Origin of the sequence: Wenzhouxiangella limi (assembly GCF_010499265.1) — a bacterium.
GTDB classification, from domain to species: Bacteria; Pseudomonadota; Gammaproteobacteria; order Xanthomonadales; family Wenzhouxiangellaceae; genus Wenzhouxiangella; species Wenzhouxiangella limi.
This window is the reverse complement of the sequence record NZ_JAAGSC010000042.1, coordinates 77,841-96,097: the sequence shown is the minus strand read 5'-3', so window position 1 is coordinate 96,097 and position 18,257 is coordinate 77,841. Positions and strand designations below refer to the sequence as shown.

Genomic DNA, 18,257 nt, shown 5'->3' with positions numbered 1-18,257 from the left:
TGTCGCAGGCTCAAGACTGGGCCGGAACCCCGAAGAACCGGCCGGAATAAGGAAAAGCGCCCCCCGGCGCGACCAAGCGGCCGGGCGACGCAACCTTTCTAGTCTAGCGGAATCGGCAGGGCGGAAGGTTTCAGCGATGTTCAGTTCGAGAAGATCCGCGTCCTTGGCCCCATCATGTATTCGGCGACATCATCCGGCGCGCCGACGCCGATGCCGTCGGTCAGATCGTCTTCGTCGTAGTCGGTGTTGGGCAGGAAAATGGCGCAGACCTCCACGGTGGCGCCATTGCTCAGCAGCCGTCCGAGCAGGTCTTTCGGGGTCACGCCGGGTGGGTCGAAGCGCTCGGCCTGGTAGTCGGCCAGGGCCAGTTCGGCGCCGTCACCGCACAGCAGCACGCGCACTTCCAGGCCCTGGTCGAGCGCCTTGTTGGCCAGCGTCAGTGGCATCGCGCGGTCCTGGGTGGCGCTGGCGGTGACGGTCACGAACAGGCGGTGTTCGCGTCCGCCGCCCATGCCGCCGCCGTGATGGCCGCGCTGGCCGTGGTGTTCACCGCGTTCACGGTCCGGATCGTCACCGCCGCGATGGTGGTCGGCCAGGGCGGGGGCGGCGAGCATCAGCGCCAGCACGGCGATCGCCAGCGTACGAATCAGCAGGGAAGCGGAACGGTTCATGAGATCTCCTTGGAGCGAAAAGGGTAAGGCGGTCACTCGAAAGCGTGACCCGGCTTGCCGCCGGCGGCCTTGAGGATCTTGGCCAGCGGGCAGAAGCCGGTAAATGCCGCCTGGAGCATGTTCAGGCCGACAAAGGCGGTCAGCCAGAGCCAGTGAACGCTGTGAACCTGGGAAAGCCCGAGGCTGATCAGGATGATCACGCCGGCAAATGCGAAAACGAAACGGTCAATATTCATGGTCGGATCCTTGAAATGAAAGTGCGGATGCAGTCCAAAGAATAAGGACTTACTAATATAAAAGCAACCAGCCGGATGGCGTTGATTACGCTACTATCCTGTCATGACTGACTCCATCCTGCTCGGTAAAGGCGAACATCCGGTTCATCTGGCCGGGCAATACGCCAATCGTCACGGTCTGGTCGCCGGCGCCACCGGCACCGGCAAGACCGTCACCCTGCTGGTGCTGGCCGAAGGATTCTCGCGCATGGGGGTGCCGGTGTTCATGGCCGACGCCAAGGGCGATGTCTCAGGCCTGGCCGCGCCCGGCACGCCGCACCCCAAGATCGATGAGCGCGTCGAGCGCATCGGCATCGAGGGCTACCGGCCCGAGCCCAGCCCGGTGGTGTTCTGGGACCTGTGGGGTGAGGCCGGGCATCCGGTGCGCGCTACGGTCACCCAGATCGGTCCGACCCTGCTGGCGCGCATGCTCGGCCTCAACGACACCCAGGAGGGCGTGCTCAACGTGGTTTTCCGGGTCGCCGACGAGGCCGGGATGCTGCTGCTGGATCTGAAAGACCTGCGCGCGCTGCTCCACCATGTGGCCGAAAACCGTCAGGAGGTCAGCACCCGCTTTGGCCTGGTCAACACCGCCTCGATCGGCGCCATCCAGCGCCGCCTGCTGAGCCTGGAGGCCGACGGCGCCGAGCATTTCTTTGCCGAACCGGCGCTGGAGCTGGCCGACCTGATGCGCACCGACTTGTCCGGGCGCGGCGTGATCAACCTGCTCTCGGCCGAACGCCTGATCCTCAAGCCCCGGCTGTACTCGACCTTTCTCCTGTGGCTTTTGTCCGAGCTGTTCGAGCAGCTGCCCGAGGTCGGTGATCCCGACAAACCCAAACTGGTGTTTGTGTTCGACGAGGCCCATCTGCTGTTCGACGACGCCCCGCCGGCGCTGCTGCAGCGCGTCGAGCAGGTCGTGCGCCTGATCCGCTCCAAGGGCGTGGGCGTGTACTTCTGTTCGCAAAATCCCGACGATGTGCCCGACGAGATCCTGGGCCAGCTGGGCAACCGCGTCCAGCACGCGCTGCGCGCCTTCACCCCCAGGGACCAGAAGGCCGTTCGTGCCGCCGCCGAGACTTTCGTGCCCCGGCCCGGGCTGGACGTGGTCGGCGCCATCACGACGCTGGGCGTGGGCGAGGCGCTGGTCTCGACCCTGGGCGAGAAGGGGATTCCGCAGCCGGTGGAGAAGACCCTGATTTCACCGCCGCGCTGCCGCATGGGGCCGCTTGACGAACAGGAACGCGCCCAGGTACGCGCGCGCAGCCCGGTGGGGGCCAAGTACGACACCACCCTGGACCGCGAGTCGGCCTACGAGGTCTTGCAGCAGCAGGCCGAAGCCGCCGCCGAGGCGGCGCAGGAGCAGGCCGAGCGGGCCGCGGCCGAAAAGGCCCGGCGCGATGCGGAATCGCCGCCGCGTCAGCGCTCTTCGCGCCGTCAGTCGACCGGCGAGGCCTTCCTCAAGTCCACCATGCGCACGGTGGGCAACACCATCGGCCGCGAACTTTCGCGCAACCTGATGGGGATCCTGTTTGGGAAGAAACGCTAGTGGGCCATGCGGCTAATTAGGTAGCGCTCAGAGTCACTGTGCTGGCGCGAATCAAGGCGCGTTCCGCAGGGAATGGCCAGCCCTTGCCAAGGAACGCAACGCCGAGTCGCGCCAGCACAGTGGCTCCCGCAGGGCCGCCGCACAAGCGCCGTGGGCTGCGTTCCACTCGCTTGAATTGGCGACGGCCAGTCCTGCGCTCGCGCGCCTTGCCCACAACGCTTGTGCGACGGCTGAGCGTTACCTAATTAGCCGCATGGCCCACTAGCCGCAGTGCGGGCGACAGAACTGGTTGTAGAGCTCGCCCATCACGCCGCGCACCTCATTGCTGGCCAGCGAGTAGTAGATCACCTGCTGATCGCGCCGGGTGGTGACCAGACTCGCGTTGCGCAGCACCGCCAGGTGCTGGGACAGCGCAGACTGGCTCAGCGGCAGGTGCTCGTTGAGTTCGCCAACCGAAAATTCCTTGTCCAGAAGGTGGCAGAGAATCATCAGCCGATGCGGGTTGGCCATCAGTTTGAGAAACTGCGCGGCCTGCTCGGCATGCTCTGCCATTTCCTCCGGCGGGGGCTTGGGAAAGTTGTTCATTGTTGTAACGGCCTGATCCATGCATCAATTATGAACCACCCGCGGACCATGTGTATCTGATCTGCATCAATTTTTGGCCAGCGCGCTAAAATGACCCTTATGTCGCAACCAGCCGAACAAAGATTCACCACCGCCGCGCCGGCGCAGACCGCGCCACTGCGCGTCGTCACCGCCGCCAGCCTGTTCGACGGCCACGATGCCGCCATCCACCTGATGCGCCGCCTGATCCAGGCGCGCGGCTGCGAGGTTATCCACCTGGGCCACAACCGCTCGGTGGCCGAAATCGTGCGCGCAGCCGTGTGCGAAGACGCCGACGCCGTCGCCATCAGCTCCTACCAGGGCGGCCACAACGAGTTCTTCCGCTATCTGGTCGACCAGCTCGCCGAGCAGGGCGCGGGCCACGTCCAGGTCTTCGGCGGCGGCGGCGGCACCATCACCCCGGCCGAGATTCGCCAACTCCAGGACTACGGGGTCAACCGCATCTACCACCCGGAAGACGGGATGAAGATGGGGTTGGTGGAGATGATCGATGATCTGGTGGCGCGGGCGTGGGAGGGGCGATCGAAGCGAGCTGATGCGCAGGGGTCAGGCCCCGGCTCGGGGGCCGGGGCGACAGGTGGGTTGGGGCAGGGGTTCGGTTCTTCGGGGTCGGGCCCCGGCTCGGGGGCCGGGACGACAGGGGGTTTGGGGCTGGCGTCGGAGGATTCTTCGGGGTCGGGCCGCTGCTCGCCCGAGAGGCTGAGCGATCTTGAAATCGCCGGGGCGCTGTCGGCGATCGAAAATGGCACGTTCCCACCCGGCCAAAAGGCCTGTCACCCCGGCCAGCGAGCCGGGGTCCAGGCCGCTCGAAGCCAAACCCCAACCCCAGTCCTCGGCCTGACCGGCACCGGCGGGGCCGGCAAATCGTCGGTCACCGACGAGCTCCTGAACCGCTTCCTCCAGTATTTCCCCGAGATGCGCATCGCGGTTCTGGCCGTCGACCCGACCCGGCGGCGCACCGGCGGGGCGCTGCTGGGCGATCGCATCCGGATGAACTCGCTCAGGTCCGAGCGTATCTTCATGCGCTCCATGGCCACCCGGCGCCAGCATCTGGCGGTCTCGGAAGTCGTTGCCGACAGCCTGGATTTCCTCAAAAGCTGCGATTTTGACCTGATCATCCTCGAAACCGCCGGTATCGGCCAGTCCGACTCCGAGGTCGTGGATCTCGTCGACTTCCCGGTCTACGTCATGACCTCCGACTACGGCGCGGCCAGCCAGCTCGAAAAAATCGACATGCTGGATTTCGCCGAACTGGTGGTCTTGAACAAGTTCGATCGCCAGAGCGCCGAAGACGCGCTCAGAGACGTGCGCAAGCAGTGGCGGCGCAACCGGCTGGCGTTTGACCTGGCCGATGAAGACGTGCCGGTGTATCCGACGATCGCCTCGCAGTTCAACGATCCGGGGGTGACTTGGATGTTTGCCAATCTGTGTCGGTTGGTGAGGGATAAGGTTTACGGGTTACGGGTTACGGGTTACGAGCAAGATGCAGGTGCTGAGGATTCTGCGGTCCCTGGGCGGTGCGATTTTGCGCCGGTGGTTGAGCTGGTCGACAAGGACCCGAAGCCTTCGGTGCTGATTCCGGGTTCTCGGGTGCGCTACCTGGCCGAGATCGCGGAGCAGGGCCGGGCCATCAACGATCAGATTCAGCGCTGGGCCGAAGAAGCCCGCCGCGCCCAGCATTATTACGAAGTCTTGAACGAACTCGCACCCGACCACGCCCTTGAGCCGCTGGTTCCGTTGGGCGATGTTGCAGGCTCCAGCTCCGCCATGCCGGCCTCGTCAGGCGCGGCTCATTCCGGGCAAAACGCCCTCGCCCCAGGCCAGACCCACCAGAATCCGGCTGCTTCGGCCCACAGCGATCCAAACGCTGTCGCCCCGGCCCCCGAGCCGGGGCCCATATCTCCCGGTCCAGCCGAAGGGCAGGGGGGTTCCCCATCGGACCTGGCAGCACTGCTCGCACAACGCTACGCCGAAGCCGCCAAAGCCATCCCCGAAGAAGCCCGCGCCCTTCTCGCCCGCTGGCCCGAGCGCAAGGCCTCAGTCGAAGCCGACGAATACCGCTACCAGGTCCGCGGCAAGGACATCACGGGCTCGAACTACCGCGAGTCGCTGTCGAAACTGCAGATCCCCAAGATCGCCGCGCCGCAGACCAGGGACTGGGGCGATCTGCTGGTCTTTTTGATGAAAGAGAACCTGCCCGGCCACTACCCCTACACCGGCGGGGTCTACCCCTACCGTCGAGCCAACGAAGACCCGATCCGGATGTTCGCCGGCGAGGGCACGCCTGAGCGTACCAACCGGCGCTTCCACTACGTCTCGGAAGGTCAGCCGGCCAAGCGCCTGTCGACCGCCTTCGACTCGGTCACCCTCTACGGCGAAGACCCGGCCGAGCGCCCCGACATCTACGGCAAGGTCGGCAATTCCGGGGTCTCCATCGCCACCCTGGATGACCTGAAAAAACTCTACTCGGGCTTTGACCTGGCCGACCCGACGACCTCGGTGTCGATGACCATCAACGGCCCGGCGCCGATGCTGATGGCGATGTTCATGAACGCCGCCGTCGACCAGCAGGTCGAAAAACACCTCAAAGCGTCCGGCCAGTGGGAACAGGCCGAGAAGAAAAAGGCCGAGTTGCTCGGCGACCATCCTCCCGTCTATACCGGCGAATTGCCGGGCACCAGCGACGGCCTGGGGCTAGGCCTGCTCGGCGTGACCGGCGACCAGCTGCTTGACGCCGAGACCTACCAAAAGATCAAGGCCGACACCCTGAAAGTGGTGCGCGGCACCGTCCAGGCCGACATCCTCAAAGAAGACCAGGCCCAGAACACCTGCATTTTTTCCACCGAGTTCGCCCTGCACATGATGGGCGACATCCAGCAGTACTTTATCGACTTTGGTGTGCGCAACTTCTACTCGGTCTCGATTTCCGGCTACCACATCGCCGAGGCCGGAGCCAACCCGATCAGCCAGCTGGCTTTCACCCTGTCCAACGGCTTCACCATCGTCGAGTACTACCTGGCCCGGGGCATGGACATCAACGCCTTCGCGCCGAATTTGAGCTTCTTTTTCTCCAACGGCATGGACCCGGAATACGCTGTCATCGGCCGGGTCGCGCGCCGGATCTGGGCGCGGGCCATGCGCGAGCGCTACGGCGCCGACAAGCGCGCCCAGATGATGAAGTACCACATCCAGACCTCGGGCCGCTCGCTGCACGCCCAGGAAATCCAGTTCAACGACATCCGCACCACGCTCCAGGCCCTCTACGCGCTGTTCGACAACTGCAACAGCCTGCACACCAACGCCTTCGACGAGGCCATCACCACCCCGACCGAGGAGTCCGTGCGTCGGGCGGTGGCCATCCAGATGATCATCAACAAGGAGCTGGGCCTGAACTTCTGCGAAAACCCCTGGACCGGCAGCCACGTCATCGATCAGCTCACCGACCTGGTCGAAGAAGCGGTTTACGCGGAATTCGAGCGCATCTCCGAGCGCGGCGGCGTGCTCGGCGCCATGGACACCATGTACCAGCGCGGCAAGATTCAGGACGAATCACTTTACTACGAGCACAAGAAACACGACGGCTCGCTCCCCCTGGTCGGCGTCAACACCTTCCTGCCGCCTGAAGGCAGCGAACAGGAGGGCGGCGAGATCGAGCTGATGCGCTCGACCGAAGAAGAAAAACGCCAGCAGGTCGCCAACGTCCAGGCCTTCCAGGCCCGCAACGCCGAGCGCTCAGCCGCGGCCCTGAAACACCTGCAGACCGTCGCTCGAGCGCGCGGCAACACCTTCGAGGCGCTGATGGAAGCGGTCAAGACCTGCTCGCTGGGCCAGATCAGCCACGCGCTGTATGAGGTGGGCGGGGAGTATCGGCGGAATATGTAGGTTCATGCGAGCCGTGTTGACCTGATGGGTTAAACTAATGCAGTCGAACTAACCTGATCCAGGTGGTGCTGCATGGAAACCATCAACATCCACGAAGCCAAGACCCACCTGTCGCGGCTGGTCGAGAAAGCGGCCCAGGGCGAGGCTTTCATCATCGCCAAGGCCGGCAAACCCATGGTTCGAGTGAGCGCGCTGGACAGCCCGGTCAGCGGGCAGCGCCGGCGTATCGGCTTTCTGGCCGGTCGTATCGCGGTGCCGGATGACTTCAACGATATGGCTCGCGAGCAGATCGTTGAGATGTTCGACCGGTGAACCACGTTCTGCTCGATACCCAATTGTTGCTGTGGGCCGCCGCTGGCCATCCGCGCCTGCCGCCGGCGGTTATCAGCCGGTTGGGCGATCAGCGGACCCAGCCGCTGTTTTCTGCCGCCTCGATCTGGGAAGTCGTCATCAAGTCCGGGCTCGAGAGAGCGGATTTTGAAGTCGATGCGGCGCTGCTGCGCCGCGGACTGCTGGATAATGGTTACCAGGAGTTGCCGATCACCAGCGGCCATACTCTGGCTGTGGCCAGCCTGCCGGACCTGCACCGAGACCCCTTCGATCGCATTCTCGCCGCGCAGGCCAACGCCGAGGGTGTGGAGTTGCTCACCGCCGACAAGACCCTCGCAGACTATCCGGGGCCAATTCGCTTGGTGCACTGATTCAGGCTCGGCAGACCGTGGCATTCGCGCTGGAATCTTTTCCATGCGCTTGACCAAGCAACAAATCGACATCATCAAAGCCGCTACCCCGGAGATTTTCGGACAGGCGGCGTAGGTTTTCCTATTTGGCTCCCGAGTGGATGACAGGTAGCGCGGCGGAGACATCGAGTTGTACATTGAACTGCCCGAGATGATCGAAGAGCACAAGCGCGCACTTGAGTCCCGATTCTGGATTCGCCTGCAGCGGGGGGCTCGGGGATGGCTTGGGATCATGTCTGGCCCGACAGAGTGTTTAGGCGACCTCGTCGACGTCAGGGCAGTTTGTGCGGCTGTAGCCGAGTGACCACTATTCTCAGCGCAAGACGTCCTGCACGGCCCGCAAGCGCCGGGCGAAATGAGCGTTTTGCGCCTGTTCAGCCACCAGCTGCGGATCGATCGTCGCGAGCGTGGCCCGGGCTTCATCCGCCTGGCCGGATGCCGCATGCCACTCGGCGCGCAGCAGCGTCGCCTGGAGGCGGCGGCTGGTCTGGTCGGGGTGATGGGCTGCAAGCGCCTGCTCGATGGTTGTCAGATCACGGCCGGCCTGCTCCAGCCGGCCGAGCTGGATCTGCACCCGAACCCGGTTCATCAGACCGCTCAGGTAGGGCAGGCTGTCGGGGGCAAACAGCGCTTCTCTCAAGGCCACCGAGCGAGCGAACCAGCGCTCCGCTTTGGCCAGATCGCCCTGGTCTTCGAACAGACTGGCCAGGTTGTTGGTGACAAAAGCGTGCAGGGACGGATCGGCTTGTGGATGCTGCTCGAAGAAGGCATAGGCGCGCCGGTAGGCGGCCTCGGCCTGTTCGTAGGCACGCAGGTCGTGAAAGGCGTTGGCCAGTTCATTATCGGTGCCGGCAACCGCCAGCGAGTGTTCACCATGAATGACCGCATTGGTACTGCGAATGCGCTCGAGGAGGGACACGGTTTGTTCCAGACGGCCGGTGCGGCGATAACTGTCGGCCAGGTTTTGCTGCGATAGCAGCACCGAGGGATGACGTTGGCCGAAGACCTCGATCTTGTCGCCGATGACGCGATCGAAAAGGTCGATGGCCTCGTCGTGCCGATCCTGGCGCGACAGGGCCAGCGCCAGGTTGTTGCCGAACGCCAGCCGGTCGATGCGGCTGGCGCGGCTGTCGGGCAGGTCGACCGCCAGCGCCTTGCGCACCCACGCCTCGGCCTGCTCGGGCCGCTCCAGCACGTCGAGCACCAGGGCGTAGTTGTTGTAAGCACTGGCCAGGGCGTTGGGCGTGGTTGATGAGGCTTCCAGCGAGGTTATCAGTTCGGCCAGACGCACTTCGGCCTTCTCCAGCCGGCCGATCTCGCGCCACAGATCGGCCTGCTCCAGCGCGATATCGACCTGCAGTTCCCGCGGCAGGTCAGCGAGCTTCAGGGCTTTGGAGAACAGGGCATTGGCCTGGTCACTGGCACCGATGTGGCGATACGCCTCGCCCATGCGCAGCAGCAAAGTCGCGCTCAGTTCCGGCGGGCCTTCGAGTTCGGCGATCTGGCCGGCCCCGCGATCGAGCAGCGTGCGCGCATCCGGCGGATCCCCCAAGTGCTGGCGCGGATCGGCGGCGGCAAACAGCTCGACCATGAAGCCGGCGACATGATCGGTGGTCGCGCGCGCGGCCAGCGCCTGGTCGCGCTCTTCGCCCAGCTGGACGGCCAGCCAAGCCATGGCGACGGCAAAGCCGGTGATCAGCAGCGATGACCCGCCGACTACCAGGCTCAGGCCCGGGTTGCGGCGCGCGAACAGGCCAAGACGGTGGCTAGCGCCGGCCGGGCGCGACTGCACCGGCCGGTGTTCCAGGAACCGCCCCAGCTCGGCGCTGAATTCGGCTACCGTGGCGTGACGCTGGCCCGGATCGGGCGCCAGCGCGCGCAGGATGACCGCGTCCAGATCGCCGGCTACGCATCGGGCCTGGCGCGCGTGGCCGGCCTGCCGCAGCAGCGCCGACGGTGTCGGCGATACCTCGTCGCGCCCACTGTCTTGGTCGACCAGGTGGCCGCAGACGAGTCGATAAAGCAGCAGCCCCAGGCTGTAGATGTCGCTGGCGGTGGTTACCGGCTCGCCCCGGCGCTGCTCGGGGCTGGCGTAGGCGGGCGAGAGCAGGGCACCGGAAAGCGTTTGTTCGCCGGCGGCGGATTCCAGGCCGGCGTTCAGCGACTGCGGCTCGGCGTGGCGGCGCAGCAGGGTGGCGATGCCGAAATCCAGCAGTCGCACTCGGCCGGACCCGTCGACCAGCACGTTGGCCGGCTTGATATCGCGATGCACCACCAGCTTGGCGTGGGCGTACTGCACGGCCGCGCAGACTTCCTGAAACAGCCGCAGGCGCTCGTCCAGCGGAATGCCCCGAGCCTCGCAATAGCTGACGATATCGGTCCCTTCGACGTACTCCATCACCAGGTACGGTGTGCGGTCATCCAGCGTGCCGCCGTCGAGCAGGCGCGCGATGTTCGGGTGGGTAAGATTGGCCAGAATCTGGCGCTCGCGCTCAAACAATCGCACCAGGCGCTCGCCGGGCCCGGTCTGGACCACCTTGATCACCACCTGCTGCTCGTAAGCCCGGTCGCTGCGATGGGCGAGGTAAACCCGTCCCATGCCCCCGCGGCCCAGCAGTCGGTCAATGGTGTAGGGCCCAACTGTCAGTCCAGGCCGGAGCTCGTCTGAATCTGCAGCTCTGGCGGCAAAGCGCTGGATGCGCCCGCCGATCTGACGATCGGCCGCTGCCTCATCAGCGGCCAGCAGGCGAGCCAGTTCTGCGGCCAGCGGCGCATCGCTTTCTTCCAGTGTTTTCAGCCACTGCGCGCGTGCCGCCGGCTCCAGCCCGACGGCCTCATCAAACAACGCCTGCAGCTTTTGCCAGCGGGTCGGATCCATCCTGCTCAGGTTGCCGGGCTGCCCAGTTCGGCGGCAATAAAGGCGCGGGCAAAGCGCAGCTCGCGGTGCGCGGTGGCGCGCGAGACCCCCAGCTCGGCAGCCATTTCGTTGTAGTCCAGTCCGCCGAAGTAGTGCAGTTCGACCGCTCGCGCCTTGCGCTCGTCCTGGGCCTCGAGCTTTTCCAGAACGGCATCCAGCTCAATCAGATCGACCACTTCGTTGGGCTGGCCATGGCGCTCGGCGTCCAGGGTCACTTGCAGTTGGTCCCCGCCGCGGCGCTGGGCCCCGCGTCGGCGCGCCTCGTCGATCAGAAACTGGCGCATCATGCGCGAAGCCAGCGCCAGCAGGTGGGACTGGTCGCTGACCGCCGGGGCGTTGCGCAGCAGTTCGATGACAACCTCGTGGACCAGTACGGTCGGCTGCAGCGTGACCTGGCGCGCCTCTCCGCGCAATCGGCCGACCGCCATCTGGTGCAGGCGCTGGTAGAGCAGCCGACACAGGTGCTCTGCAGCATCCTGATCCCCAGCTTGCCAGTGACCGATCAGGCGGGTGATGTCGCTGCTGTCGTTGCTGGAATCTACAAACCCGGCCATGCCGGGAGTTTAGCCGATCGCGCTGCGGTGGCAAATCGACGTCCAGATTTACTCCCCGGTCCGCTGCAGCAGTGTGCCCGCAGAAAACCGGTCACGGAAAATCCGGTCCGTGTCCGGCGGGTTTTGCGGTTCGCGAGGCCTGCGCGGCAACAGCAACGCACGCAAGCGCCAGTCGGCACCGGTGGACTCAATCACCTGGCTTCCCTGGGCATGGATGCGTCCGTCGACACGCCAGGGTCCGCCCTTGGCGCGTACCGGGCTTTGTCCAATGATGACCTGGCCCAGCTGCCAGCGATCCGGGTCGTCGGCGCGCGTCTGGGCCGTCGGCCAGGCGACGAGCAGGATCAGGATCATTATCCAGCGCATCTCAGTTCGCACCGGCAGCCCCGCCGGCCGGAGCCAACCAGTTCAGCAGCCACCACTGGTTTCCGTCGCTGACGTGCAGAGCGGGTGCTGCGCTGATGGCCTGGACAACATTGGTTTCCGCGGCCGCAACATAAACAACGCCGAGTGATTCATGGATGGACAAGGAGAACTGATCCATTGGCTCGTCCCAAAGAATGCTGCCCGTGGTGCCATCGGCGATGAACAAGCGTGGGTCTCTGGACTCTACCGGTCGAAAGGTATTCCACATGACCAAGCCGTTGCGGGCGAAAACGCTGGTCACGCGGGCGTCTTCCGGGTTGGCCTTGCGGGCCCAGATCAAGGCACCGCTGCCGGCATCGGCAGCAACGATAAGGCCATCCAGCGATACGGAATAGAGGACACCCCGATCGACCGAAAGGTCTTGAATCCAGTCACCGGCGTGATGTTCATGGCGCCAGAGCAAGCGACCGTCTTCGGCATCGGCAGCGACCACCTGGCCGGCATCCGAGGCGGAAAATACAACGCCTTGTGCTTCGATGATCGCTTCTATTTCGTTAAATGCCTCATCGTGATGGGTGTGCTCCCAAAGCTTGGCCCCATCCAATCCGCTTGCGGCGATGACACCATCCTGGGCGCCTGAATAGACGCCCGAATCGCTGGCGGTCACCGCACCTATAGGATCGGCGTGATGGGAGTGACGCCAGATCTGTGACCCATCGGCAATATCGGCTGCAATCACATGGCGATCATCTGCGCCCGAATAGATCTGACCCTGACGCGCAAAGACCGCATTCACGCGTCCGGTGTGGCGTTGGTGTTCCCAGATCTTCTCGCCGCTTCGGGCGTCGGCTGCGATGACCTTGCGATCCCGGCCTGCCGAGAAGACAACGCCGCCGGCTGCAAACACGGAAAGAATCGGAGCGTCATCAGCATCAGCATGATGCTCGTGCTGCCAAATCGGCGTGCCGGGTGGATCCATCCGCATCCACTGCGTCCCAGCCGGCCCGGGCGGCGGGGGCAGGATCTGCACCATAGTAGCGACACCTGGCGGACCCTGCGGTCCTTCGGGACCAGCGGGACCAGCGGGACCTTGTGGCCCGGTCTCTCCGGCGGGGCCTTGAGGTCCTTCGGGACCAGCGGGACCTTGCGGCCCGGTCTCTCCGGCGGGGCCTTGAGGTCCTTCGGGACCAGCGGGACCTTGCGGCCCGGTCTCTCCGGCGGAGCCTTGAGGTCCTTCGGGACCAGCGGGACCTTGTGGCCCGGTCTCTCCGGCGGAGCCTTGAGGTCCTTCGGGACCAGCAAGACCTTGTGGCCCGGTCTCTCCGGCGGAGCCTTGAGGTCCTTCGGGACCAGCGGGACCTTGCGGGCCGGTCTCTCCAGCTGGCCCTTCCGGCCCTTCTGTTCCGCTGAGCGCATGCAAGGCGACCGCGACTGGCTGGATGGGCCGCCTCGGAGAGAGCACGGTGCCTTCGATCACCAACTCCAGCCAGCGCGGTGAGCCGTCAAAAACACCGGGCCCGAAGTCCAGCAGGGCCTCCAGCACGCCGTCACTGACCGTCACGGCCGGGTCGAACAAGGGCGTGGCGACCGGACTGCCGCCTTCGGCTTGTCCGTAGAGGCGAAACTCGACTTCAACGGGGCCGTCAGCCAGCTGCTGGCCGTCGAACAACTCGGCTTGGAAAAAAATTGCCTGATCGCGCGCTTGCGCGGGCAAATAAAGCAAGATCGCCACGGCGGCACATAAAGCGGCTCGCCAGATCTTCGTACGTCGCGCAAAAATCATTACAACGCCTCAACAGTGCTTGATCTACAACAGTCAGCGCAGAAAGCACGGGAAAAGTCTCATTGGCGCCGACTGTGCGTCTGGCCTTATTGAGAAGAGGCTGCGGTAGGCTCATTTGGCGCTACCATCCATCCATGGCAACGTCCGCCCCCTGCATCTCCGTCATCGTGCCGGTCTACAACGACTGGCACCACATCTCCGCGCTGATGGACTGCCTGGCGCGACAGACCCTGCCGGCCGAGCAGTTTGAAGTCCTGCTGGTTGACAATGGCTCTGATGCGTTCCAGCCGCCAGAGATGACCGCTACCAACGTGCGCATCCTGCATTGTCACATCCCCGGCTCGTATGCCGCGCGCAACCACGGTATCGAACAGGCGCGTGCGCCCTGGCTGGTCTTCACCGACGCCGATTGCCGTCCGTTGCCGGAGTGGCTGTCGCAGTTGCTGGCGCAGGTGCCAGAACCTGCGCTCAACACCCTTCTCGCCGGACAGGTCCGGATGATCGCCAGTAGCGCCAAGCCCGGTCCGTGGGAAATGCACGACCTGGTCAAGGGTATCCCGCAGGGGTGGTACGTGCAGCGCGGTTACGCCGCCACCGCCAACCTGATGGTGCCGGCCGAACTGGCGCGGAAGCTTGGCGGCTTCGACACCGCCCGCTACTCCGGCGGTGATGCCGATTTCTGCCGCCGCGCCGTCGCTGCCGGCGCAGATCTTCGCTACGTCGAAGCCGCCGTCGTCGAACACCCGGCCCGCACCAGCTGGCCGGAGCTGGCTGCCAAGTACCGTCGTATCAAGGGCGGCCAGATCACCCAGGGCAGCCGCCGCCAGCGCCTGATCTGGACGCTGCGCACCTTTCTGCCGCCGGTGATCGCGTTTTACCTGTTTCTCGGCCGCACCGCCTGGCCATTGCGCTACCGCCTGGTCGCCAGCGCCGTGCAGCTGCGCCTGTGGGTCATGGAAATGGTGGAAACCATGCGCCTGCTACTGCGCCACGGGCCTCAGCGCTGAAGTGTCGAATTTGCCATCATCAAGGTTTTGGCGGTCGGCGCGCACTTGTTGAATTTCAGCGGCTGAAAAATGGCGATTGACCGGCTCAAGGCGCCGGCCGATTCAACACCTGATCTACATCGGTTGGCAGTAATCGTGCCGGTTTCTCGTATAGCAAGGAAGTTGCTAAACAGCCGCACGGTGTCGTCTTATGAGAATCTCCTGTTTTGGTTTGTTGTTCGGCCTGATTATTACCCTGGCATGGGCCGTTCCCCGTAGCGAAGACGACTTGTTCTCCGATCGGTTCGAGGGCGACTTGTCGTCGTCCACCGAAGTCACTCCCGGGGTCTTGTCCGCGGTGGACGATGACCTCCTGCTGGGTTCTCATCCGCAAGCCTTGGATGCGTCGCAGAGGGTGACCCTGAAGCGCCGAACGCCACCCGAAGACTTGCTGGGATCCGAGCGCGGCGAGCGCTTTCGACCGCTGGGCGACCTTATCGAACTGATTGCCCTGGACCTGGAGAAAGAAACCGACCTGCTGCAGGGAAAGGGCCGGGCAGCGTTCATTCTGGCCATTCCCGTTCCCTCCGGTGGCGATACCCGCCGCCTGGTGCCGATGATGAAAGGCTGGGGCCAGTTCAGTATGCAGCACGAGATGGATCCCCGCGAGGTGCCCGATATCTGGATGCCAATCAACGGCGTCTACGATCCTGACCACCAACTTTACCTGGTCGACCTGCCGACGATCGGTAATGCGGAGTTTCCGACCCAGGTGGTGCTGGTGGAGCATCCGTGGATGAAGACCGAATCGACCCAGCCCATTCTGGACTGGCTGGTCGAGGAATACCTGCCCATGGCCGAAAAGGCACGTCCAGGCGAGCGTCTGCCCACCTGGAAGACCGGTCCCGACTGGGATCCCGCCCGGTCGTCAGACTCCCCCTTCGACGTGCGTTGCGATGTGGCAGAAGGCGACCCGTCGGTGTGTGGCTTGGACTACAACGACCTTTTCACCGCCATGGGCCCGCATCTGGAAGACGGACTGGAAGAATTCGAAACGGACATGGTGGGCAACCCTGTACCGAGGCTGAAAACCAACGCGCAGGACCAATACATCTATTACCTGTCCGATGAAACCACGCGGTGGACCTGCAACTCTTTCAGTGGTTTTTACAATGGCGTGACCACGAATGCGTGGACCTGTACCAATGCGCTTGGCAGCAGCAATGACGTCGATGCTGGTCTGTCCACGACCCGCCACGAACTATTCCACACCATTCAATTTGACTACCAGCTATCACCGTTTCGGCGCTGGCTGACCGAGGGAACGGCGGCGCTGGTTCAGTATCCGAATCTGATCATCCATCGCCAAGAACGCCCGGTTGATGTTGGGCTGCAATCGACCGACCAAAGCTTTCACTACGAGGCCCAGCACTTCTGGTTCGACCTCTTGCTGCGAAGTGGCCTGGCCGACGTGCGCGGCGTCAGCCGCATCTTCCGAGAGGGGCTGACGACCACGGCTGCCGGTTCCTTCGTTGACATCCGAACGCCGTTCGATACTCTCGGCGAAGCGCATTGGCACTGGGCTGCCAACGCGCTCTTCGTGGGTGATATCGAGCTGCCCGTAAGGGGTGCGAGCAGCAGCGCCGGCTATCGATATACCCATCGCTGCGAGCCCAACCCCGGGTCCATGGCCGGCGATATACCCACCTTGACGGTATCGGCCAGCACGCAAAAAGAAATTGAATTGGACCTCGACCCCTTGTCGGCCACGCTGGTCGAACTGGTCCTGCCGCCGCGCGATCAGCACCATTTTTATGAAATCGACTACGAGACCACCTCGTGGTTTTCGTCCGGCCCCATGATCCAGACATTCACCGAACAGTCCGAGCCGATCGAGGGCGGCTGTAGCGACCTCAGCGGGACGCTGATCCGGGCCTACAATCAGCCTGGCGCCGACAATCCCGAAATTGATGAAGGCGATGCCGCGGTGGTGGCTTCGGCCCTCTCACCGGCGGGTCAGACCGAGCCTCGCAGGGCCTGGATCCTGGTCTCCAATCCCGGCGAGGTGCGTTCGAGCACTTTCGTGCTCAGGGTCAGCCCGGCCCGGACCGAGTCTGATACCTACCTTGATTTTCCCCCGCTGGAGGAATGGAAACCCGTTGCCAACGATGTCGAGATCGAAATGGACGGTAATAGATTTATTGAAGTCCCCGTTGTTGATAACGACGAGCCTGGCTATCTCGGCGGAGTCTTGCAGATCATTGACCCGGTCGGTAGCTGGCTATCGACGGACGCCGGTAATCGGTACCGCGCCGAGATGGACGCGACCGGCGAGATCACGCTGCTGAAGTTCGGGGTTGAAGATATTAAGTTTGATGGGACCGACACCATGAGCTATACCGTGCGCAACGAGCATGGATTTGTCGATACAGCCACTTTGACGGTCAACCGCTCGGTCACCCCGACGGCGCAGGACTTCACCGTGAAAACCGGTGTGGGCGCAGAGCTGCTCATTGATCCGCGCGAAGCGGTCGACAATCCGGCCAACGGCTCCTTGATGCTGGACGATTCAGAACCACTGGGGCAGTTTGTCGGTAGCCTTCAGCTCTCCGCCACCCTGTCTTCATTGCGTGTGCTGGAATACACCAGCGGGGCCCTGACGCCCGACAGTGCCCTGTTCGGCTACGTCGACCGGGCCAGCTACGAGATCAGTAACCGGGTCGGCTTGACCGACAGTGGCATCATCACCATCGAAGTCAACCGGCCCCAGTTCGAGCTGGCCTTTGATACCAGTCCAACCTTCCCGCCCGAGATCACGCCCTGCGACCTGAACTTTGGCAGCGGTCTCGACGGCGATTTGTTTGCAGCGACCGGCTTGTCCAAGGACGGTTTGTTGCGCTCATCCACCCGTGTGCGTGGAGTTGATTTCTCTGTTGGAAGTCTGGGTGGAGATACGGGTCAGACCGTCCTCAACGCCGTTACCGATGACGGATTGGCCTTCGGCTGGTCGAGTGATGCCAAGGGCTTTGTTCGTCCGGTGATCTGGAATGGGGTCAGTCTGGATGTGGCCTCTGGCATCAGTCGGGATTCGCAGGGCCGTCTGTTCGATGTCACCGAAAGCGGATTCCTGCTGGGCCAGCAAGTCGATGAATCGGGCAGCCGGGTGCTGCTGCTTGCCGAGGGGCAGCCGGTGCAGCTGAACCAAAGCGAATTGGTCGGCGGTCACCTGGCGCTGGGTGCTTCAAGCCGTGGTGATCAGTTCTTCGGCGTCTACGGGCTGGCTGAAGATCCGGACTTCAGGGCCTTTTCAACGTCTTTTCTGCAACCCCCTGGCGGCGGCAGTCCCGCCTGCGGGGCGCGTTTCCCGACCAACGGCGGCCTTTTCGCCGGCGGTGGGGCGGCATTTTTCTACGACATTATCAGCACCGATTTTCCCGAACGCGGCAATCTGTACCTGCTGCCCTCGCTGGGCGGAGATCTGACCGTTCCGCGCGCGGCCAATGCCGAGGGGCAGGTCGTCGGAACCTCGGCGGTCCAAGACGTGCCGAACCGCAGCACCGGGGCCGAAAAAGTGCTGCGCGCGTTCATCTGGTCGGCTCAGGAGGGCATAACCGAATTGCCGAGCCTGGGCGGTGGCTACACCGAAGCGCTGGCCGTCAGCGAAACCGGGGTGGTCGCCGGCACCGGCCTCGACGCCGACGGCCGCCAGTCCGGTTTCGTCTGGGAGCAGGGACTGATCCTGAACCTCAACGACCTGCTGCCCGACGACAGCGCATGGCATATCGTCAGCGCCACCGAAATCCGCAGCGACGGCAGCCTGATGGCCTGGGCCCAAAACCAGCGCGACGAAAAGGCCGCGCCCGTCCCCGTCATCTTCCGACCGGCCGAGGGTTCGTTTCGATGAGGTCGG

The 18,257-nt window shown here is 64.0% G+C and carries 15 protein-coding genes; 8 read left to right on the top strand and 7 right to left on the bottom strand.

The window, feature by feature from the left end; all coding sequences use genetic code 11:
* Positions 1 to 140: 140 nt before the first annotated feature.
* Positions 141 to 671, bottom strand: a complete 531-nt coding sequence (locus G3I74_RS11435; RefSeq protein WP_164211743.1) for a DsrE family protein — start codon at positions 669 to 671, stop codon at positions 141 to 143.
* A 32-nt stretch (positions 672 to 703) separates the two neighbouring features.
* Positions 704 to 907 carry a YgaP family membrane protein gene (locus G3I74_RS11430; protein WP_164211742.1) on the bottom strand — a complete coding sequence of 68 codons (204 nt, stop codon included), beginning with the start codon at positions 905 to 907 and terminating at the stop codon, positions 704 to 706.
* A gap of 103 nt (positions 908 to 1,010) precedes the next feature.
* On the opposite strand from G3I74_RS11430, the gene G3I74_RS11425 reads away from it, so the two are divergent.
* Positions 1,011 to 2,495 (top strand): helicase HerA-like domain-containing protein, encoded by a 1,485-nt coding sequence (locus tag G3I74_RS11425; RefSeq protein WP_164211741.1) that lies wholly within the window; start codon positions 1,011 to 1,013, stop codon positions 2,493 to 2,495.
* 261 nt (positions 2,496 to 2,756) lie between these two features.
* On the opposite strand, the gene G3I74_RS11420 is transcribed toward G3I74_RS11425, so the two are convergent.
* On the bottom strand, positions 2,757 to 3,080 hold the full coding sequence (locus tag G3I74_RS11420; RefSeq protein ID WP_164211740.1) for an ArsR/SmtB family transcription factor: 324 nt from the start codon (positions 3,078 to 3,080) through the stop codon (positions 2,757 to 2,759).
* A 99-nt stretch (positions 3,081 to 3,179) separates the two neighbouring features.
* Between G3I74_RS11420 and G3I74_RS11415 the strand changes: the two genes are divergently transcribed.
* The 3 genes from G3I74_RS11415 to G3I74_RS11405 all read left to right on the top strand — a co-directional run bounded on the left by G3I74_RS11415 (position 3,180) and on the right by G3I74_RS11405 (position 7,702).
* Positions 3,180 to 7,001, top strand: coding sequence for a methylmalonyl-CoA mutase family protein (locus tag G3I74_RS11415; RefSeq protein ID WP_164211739.1), 3,822 nt, complete (start codon positions 3,180 to 3,182; stop codon positions 6,999 to 7,001).
* A 72-nt stretch (positions 7,002 to 7,073) separates the two neighbouring features.
* Positions 7,074 to 7,313 (top strand): type II toxin-antitoxin system Phd/YefM family antitoxin, encoded by a 240-nt coding sequence (locus G3I74_RS11410; RefSeq protein ID WP_164211738.1) that lies wholly within the window; start codon positions 7,074 to 7,076, stop codon positions 7,311 to 7,313.
* The gene (locus G3I74_RS11405; RefSeq protein ID WP_164211737.1) at positions 7,310 to 7,702 is read left to right on the top strand and encodes a PIN domain-containing protein; all 393 of its coding nucleotides are present in this window, start codon (positions 7,310 to 7,312) and stop codon (positions 7,700 to 7,702) included. Before G3I74_RS11410 ends, G3I74_RS11405 begins: the two co-directional genes overlap by 4 nt.
* Before the next feature lie 352 nt (positions 7,703 to 8,054).
* Here G3I74_RS11405 and G3I74_RS11400 read toward each other — a convergent pair whose 3' ends face one another.
* Genes G3I74_RS11400 through G3I74_RS16005 form a run of 4 tightly spaced genes read right to left on the bottom strand, consistent with a single transcriptional unit; the run spans position 8,055 to position 12,611 of the window.
* Positions 8,055 to 10,619: a serine/threonine-protein kinase gene (locus G3I74_RS11400; protein ID WP_164211736.1), complete on the bottom strand. Its 2,565-nt coding sequence runs from the start codon at positions 10,617 to 10,619 to the stop codon at positions 8,055 to 8,057.
* A gap of 5 nt (positions 10,620 to 10,624) precedes the next feature.
* Positions 10,625 to 11,212, bottom strand: coding sequence for an ECF-type sigma factor (locus G3I74_RS11395; protein ID WP_164211735.1), 588 nt, complete (start codon positions 11,210 to 11,212; stop codon positions 10,625 to 10,627).
* Between the two features lie 48 nt (positions 11,213 to 11,260).
* The gene (locus tag G3I74_RS11390) at positions 11,261 to 11,578 is read right to left on the bottom strand and encodes a hypothetical protein (protein ID WP_164211734.1); all 318 of its coding nucleotides are present in this window, start codon (positions 11,576 to 11,578) and stop codon (positions 11,261 to 11,263) included.
* A gap of 1 nt (position 11,579) precedes the next feature.
* Positions 11,580 to 12,611, bottom strand: coding sequence for an outer membrane protein assembly factor BamB family protein (locus tag G3I74_RS16005; RefSeq protein WP_239056884.1), 1,032 nt, complete (start codon positions 12,609 to 12,611; stop codon positions 11,580 to 11,582).
* A 430-nt stretch (positions 12,612 to 13,041) separates the two neighbouring features.
* Here G3I74_RS16005 and G3I74_RS15995 point away from each other — a divergent pair, with 430 nt between their 5' ends.
* The 4 genes from G3I74_RS15995 (at position 13,042) to G3I74_RS11375 (ending at position 18,251) form a co-directional block, all read left to right on the top strand.
* The gene (locus G3I74_RS15995) at positions 13,042 to 13,194 is read left to right on the top strand and encodes a hypothetical protein (protein ID WP_239056891.1); all 153 of its coding nucleotides are present in this window, start codon (positions 13,042 to 13,044) and stop codon (positions 13,192 to 13,194) included.
* Entirely contained in the window at positions 13,185 to 13,322 is a 138-nt protein-coding gene (locus G3I74_RS15990; protein WP_239056890.1) for a hypothetical protein, read from the top strand. Before G3I74_RS15995 ends, G3I74_RS15990 begins: the two co-directional genes overlap by 10 nt.
* A gap of 173 nt (positions 13,323 to 13,495) precedes the next feature.
* Positions 13,496 to 14,368, top strand: a complete 873-nt coding sequence (locus G3I74_RS11380) for a glycosyltransferase family 2 protein (RefSeq protein ID WP_203594709.1) — start codon at positions 13,496 to 13,498, stop codon at positions 14,366 to 14,368.
* Positions 14,369 to 14,558: 190 nt separating this feature from the next.
* A complete protein-coding gene (locus G3I74_RS11375) occupies positions 14,559 to 18,251 on the top strand; it encodes a hypothetical protein (protein ID WP_164211732.1) in 3,693 nt (1,230 codons plus the stop codon).
* Positions 18,252 to 18,257 lie beyond the last annotated feature (6 nt).